This is a genomic window from Janthinobacterium sp. CG_23.3 (genome assembly GCF_046115965.1).
Taxonomy (GTDB): domain Bacteria; phylum Pseudomonadota; class Gammaproteobacteria; order Burkholderiales; family Burkholderiaceae_D; genus Janthinobacterium.
The window spans coordinates 1-5,164 of the sequence record NZ_JBJXIB010000211.1; the positions used below are offsets into that span (position 1 = coordinate 1).

Annotated in this window: 3 protein-coding genes; all 3 read right to left on the reverse strand. The window is 69.6% G+C overall.

Features of this window, described 5'->3' with window-relative positions; translation table 11 throughout:
* Positions 1 to 3,696, reverse strand: a 3,696-nt coding sequence (locus tag ACFDR9_RS26870; RefSeq protein WP_409032955.1) for a filamentous hemagglutinin N-terminal domain-containing protein, incomplete at its 3' end; no start/stop codon positions are given.
* Between the two features lie 164 nt (positions 3,697 to 3,860).
* Positions 3,861 to 4,721: a FecR domain-containing protein gene (locus tag ACFDR9_RS26875; RefSeq protein WP_409032956.1), complete on the reverse strand. Its 861-nt coding sequence runs from the start codon at positions 4,719 to 4,721 to the stop codon at positions 3,861 to 3,863.
* Positions 4,690 to 5,164 (reverse strand): hypothetical protein (locus ACFDR9_RS26880; RefSeq protein WP_409032957.1); only part of this gene is annotated, 475 nt, incomplete at its 5' end. The genes ACFDR9_RS26880 and ACFDR9_RS26875, both read right to left, overlap by 32 nt.

Here is a 5,164-nt window from a genome sequence, read left to right on the forward strand (position 1 = left end):
GCGGCCCTCGTAGAGGCGCCAGACCGGCGCGCTGCCGCCGAACTCGAAACCGGCGAAGCTCGCTTGCTGCATGCTTTGCGCCTCGGTCAGGCCGGTGGCGCTCGAACCGCTGCTGTTGTCGGCGCCCAAGCCCACGGCCTGGCCCGAGGTGCTGGTGTTCCAGTAGCCATTGCTCAGGCTGACGTTGTTCAGCCCGACCAGGCCACCGACGTTGGCAAAACCGGCCGCCCTGACGGCGCCGGCGCTGTAGACGTTGACGATGCTGCCGGAGCCGGATCCGCCTGTGGCGTTTTCCCCCACCAGGCCGCCGATATTTTCAGACATATAGTCGGGGTTGGCGACGCCGCTGACGGCGCCGAGCGCAAACGCGTCCTGGATCAGGCCGGCGTTCAGGCCGACCAGGCCGCCGACACGGCGCGCGCCGCCGACGCCGCCGAAGGCTGCCGACGCGCTGATTGTGCCGCTGCCATCGTTATAACCAACCAGGCCGCCGATACTCTCGCCATTGCCGGTCACGGCGCCGCTGGCGCGTGAACCGACGATGCTGCCGTTGTTGGAGCCGACCAGGCCGCCAATTGTCAAATCGCCGCTGACGCTGACGTCGCTGCTGACGTTCAGTATGCTGCCGCTGTTGACATAACCGGCCAGCGCGCCGACCTTGCTGACGCCCTTCACGCTGCCGCCAAGCAGCGACAGGTTCTTGACGGTGCCACCCGACAGCACGCCGAACATGCCGACGGAGGAGCCGTTGCCGCCGCGCCCCGCGGGCAGGTTGATGGTCAGGCCGGAAATGCTGTGGCCGGCGCCGTCGAGCACGCCGGAAAAGCCGAGGCCCTGGCCGTCGACGATCGGCGCGAATCCCTCGCCGCCGTTCCAGTTGACAGTGCCGGCCGCGGCGATATTGGCGGCCAGCACATACTCGTTGGCCATGTCCAGGCTGGCGATGCCCTGCAGGCCGTAGACGTCGGCGATCTGGTAGGGCGAGCCGCCGCCGCTGGCGCCGGTACCGCCCTTGACGCGCAGGAAACTGGCGGCACCTTGGTTGATCTGGAAATCGCCCGCCGAGAACGCCGGCAGGTTGGCGTTGTTCTGCATCCAGCTACCCTGGTCGAGGCGGAACACGCCGCCGACGCTGAGCGCCGCCCGCGCGTCGATGACGGCAGGCGCGGCCAGGGTCAGGTTCGCCGGCAGGCGCAAAGGCGCGCTGATCACCATGCCGCCGCTGCTGTTCAGGAAGACCTCGATGCGCAAGTCGGTGTTGTTGTTGAGCCGGGCCAGTTCGGCGCCGCTCAGCTCCAGCGTCGCCAACTGCGAGTCGGTGCTCGAGCCGAGGTCGATCGCGTTTTGGGTCGACAGGCTGACGACGGGCGCGTCGATGACGCCGCCCTCCAGCACCATCTTGCCCGAACTCAGATGCACTTCGGTCGCCTTCAGGCTACCGGCGTTGGTGATGGTGTACCCATCGAAGGTCTGGGTACTCAGCTCGAGCTTGCCGGGCACCACCACCTGCGCCCCGGCGTTGATCGTCAGGTTGCCCATGCCCTCGTTGACGCCCAGCAGCAAGTTGCCGTTCACCGAGCCGGCGTTGAGCGTGCTCGACAGGTCGAGATTGCCGACCACGGTCAGGTTGCCGGTCACATCGGCCCCGCTCGGCGCCACCGTGAGGAAGCCGCTGGTCGAGATGCGCCGCAGCTCGGCCTCGCTCAGGCCCAGCGTGCCGGCGGCGTCGGCGGCGCCGACGCCGACGTGGATCTGCTGCGTCGGCGAAATCGGTTGCAGCGTCACCGAACCGGTGCCGACGGCGATGCTACCGAGCAGGTCGATATTATCGGCAAACAGGCGGACAATGCCGCCGTTGCTGGTGACGTTGCCGCTGACGCGCAGCGGGCCGCCGCCGGCAATCACGCTCAGGTCGCCGCCGACGCTGGCGGAGGCGATGTCGAGCGCCCCGCCGCCGCCGGCCGCGAGCACGGCGTTGAGCGAAGCGTCGAGGGTGACCGGGCCGCCGATCTGGTTATCGGCAAAGTTAAGCATGACGCTTCCGCCCGGCGCCCTGGCCGTCAGGGCGCCGACCTTCAGCGCCACCGATTGGGTGATATCGCCGGCGGCGCTGAGCAGGGTCAGCGCGCCGCTGCCGCCGTCGATGCCGGCGTCAAGGGAGATGCCGGCGGCCGCGTCCAGCGTCAGCGCGCGCCCGCTGCCCCAGGCCACCGGGCTGACCACCTTGATGAAGCCGGCTCCCCCGGCGTTCGGGTTGCTCGTCGTCACCGTCACGTTGCTACCGTTCAGCAGCTCCACCAGCGCCCCCGTGGTCAGCAGCGAGTCGGCCGAGCTGCTCGTTTCGGAAAAGACGTTGCCGCTGTTGCTGGCGTTGCCGGCGCCGGTGGGCGCCATGCCGGCGCCGGTGGCGGTGGCGCCGTCGACGGCGACGTAGATGTTGCTCGGGTCGAGCAGCAACTGCCCGGTCCTGCCCCTGGCCGCCGTGGTGTCGACGTTGCCCTGCATGTCGAGGTAGTGGCCGGAGGTTTCGACGAAGCCGCCGTCGCCGCCGTGGGCGCCGCCGCGCGCCGAGATGTTGCCCAAAACGCGGGTGGCGCCGTCGGACCAGACCACGACCTTGCCGCCGTCGCCGCGCGCGGTGGCGTCGGCTTTCAAGGTGGCGCCGGCGCCCAGGTAGCTCTGCTCGGCGTTCATCACCGCCGCGTTGGCGCCGCGGTAGTCGCCGCCGACCAGGATGCTGCCGCCGCCCAGCGCGCCGCTGGCGTCGACGCCGGCGTCGCCGGTCAGGCCGACGCGGCGCCCCAGCAGCTCGATCCGGCCGCCCCGGCCGGCGCCGGTGGCGCTGGTGCGGCTACCGGCTTCGAGCAGCGTGGTGCCGCTGGACTTGAGGACGATCTTGCCGTTCTCGCCGAGCACCGCGCTGTCGGCGCTGAGCCGGCCGCGCTGGTTCACCAGCGCGCCGAAGATGCCGATGCGCCCGCCCTGGGCGATCACCTGCCCCAGGTTGACGGCCTGGTCGGCCGGCGCCGACAACCCCACCTGCAGCGCCGGGTTGGCGGCGTCGGCCAGTTGCACGCTGCGCCCGGCCGCCAGCACCACCTCGCCGTTGGGGGCGTTGATGATGCCGCTGTTGTCGACCTGCGGCGCCAGCAGGAACACTTGGCCGCCGGCCGGCGTCGTGATGACGCCCTGGTTCGCCACCGCGCCCGCCGCGCCGCCGTCGGCGGCGAAGCGCTGCCGCCCGGCCAGGAAGTCGCCGTTCGAGATGGCCAGGCTGGACGCCACCAGGCCGTTGACGTCGACGCGCGCGTCGCGCCCGAACAGCACGCCGTTCGGGTTGACCAGGAACACCCGGCCGTTCGACTGCAGCGCGCCGAGGATGCGGCTGGGGTCCTGGCCGGTAATGCGGTTGAGCACGCTACTACCGGCGCTTTGCTGGATGAAGCGCGTCAGCTCGCCCGGATTAACCGAGAAACTTTGCCAGTTGATGATGGCGTTCGGCGTATTCGTGATGGAAAACACATTGCCCTGCCGCGCGAACGTGGCCTGGCCGTTGACCACCTGCGGCAGCGTCGGCTGCGCCAGCGCCGGGCCGAAGCAGGCGCCGATCAGCAGGGCCAGGCAGGTGCGCCGCAACGGCGGCTGGCGGGACGGGGCGGGGCAACGGGCGGCGGCTTTGGCGGGCTGGGTTTTCATCGGGTGGTCCTAGTGGGTCCGGATTGCTTCTCATGTTTGTAGTAGAACAGCGCGAACCTGAGGTGCAGGCGTTTGCTGTCGGGAGCCATAGCGGATTGCCAATTCGTCGACGTGGCAAGTAAAAGGGCAGGCACGTTCCTGTGCCCATTTGACAACCCAAGGCACTAGCGCACCACGCAGTCCACCACGCCGCCGCCCCTGCCAGTGGGGCCGTTCTGCGCGCCCGACGAGCTGGACGAGAACTTGGACGGCGGCGAGAACCGTATGCCGCCGGGGATGCTCGGCACCTGGACGGGCGGGATCATGAGCGAGCGCGCGAAGCCGAACTGGCCGGCCGCGAACGATTGCGTACCGCCCTTGTTGGTCACCGAAATGAGGCCGTCGAGGACATGGAAGTACAGGCCCGACGTAAGGGCCGGCCCCGGCTGCGGCTGCGCCTGCGCCAGCATCAACGGCGCGATCGCCGCCGCGCCGGCCTCGCCGCGCGCCTCCGGCAAGTCCAGCGCCGCCGTGCTGGCCAGGTTGTAGGCCAGGCGCGTCGCCGCCAGCGCCTGCTCGTCTTCCGGCACGTACTCGACGATGAAGGTGGTGCCGCGGATGCCGATGGTGGCGGCCGGCGTCTTCAGCGAAAAGCGTTCCTTGTTGCGCTTGCCGAGCAAACCGGTGAGCGAGCGCAGGCCGCCCTTGATCAGCGTGAACGCGGCGTTGTCGGCGGCCGCCTTGTCGGCCTCGAAGGCAAACTGGTCGATGGTAAACGTGGTGCTCGGACGCAGCGTGATTTCGCTGTTGTCGATGAACTTGATCAACGCATAGGTGTTTTTCTCCGTCACCAGCGTGTCGCCCTGCTCCACCTCGGACTTAGCGGCCAGGATCTTGGCGCTGCCGTCGGCTTTTTTCGCCAGCAGCGGCCCGTTCAGGTTCATCACCGTGCCGGCCACCTGCGCGGCGGCGGCAAACGCGGCGCAGCACAGCAGCGCCAGCGCCAGCCATACCTTAATTACAGAATGTTTTCTTGATGCCATCATTTTTTTCCACTCCCTGTTCATTGCTTGTTGATCTCGCGTCGTCGATCACCGGCGCGACGCCGCCCCCTTCGTTGGCCGGCGTCGCGTCCGACTCCCGCTCCACCGTCCCCAGCGGCGGCAGCTGCGCCGGCGCCGGGTCCAGCCCGCCGGACGAGCTGGTGTTGATCAGGTCGATGGTCGTGTTCAGCGCCTGCGTCAACGGCGCGACCTGCACCGGCGTCGCGCCGGTGCCGCTTTCCACCACCGGCACCGCGCCGCCGGCGAAGACCGAGCCGGGCGCCACCACCGCGCCTTGCGGCGCCGACAGCAGCACCGAGGCGCCGCTGATGCTGGCGCCGCCGCCGGCGGCGATGCTGCCGCTGGCGGTGGCGATATGGATGCTGCCGGCGCTCGCCGTCAGACTGGACGTGCCGTCCAGCGTGACGCCGCTGCCGGCCGCCAGG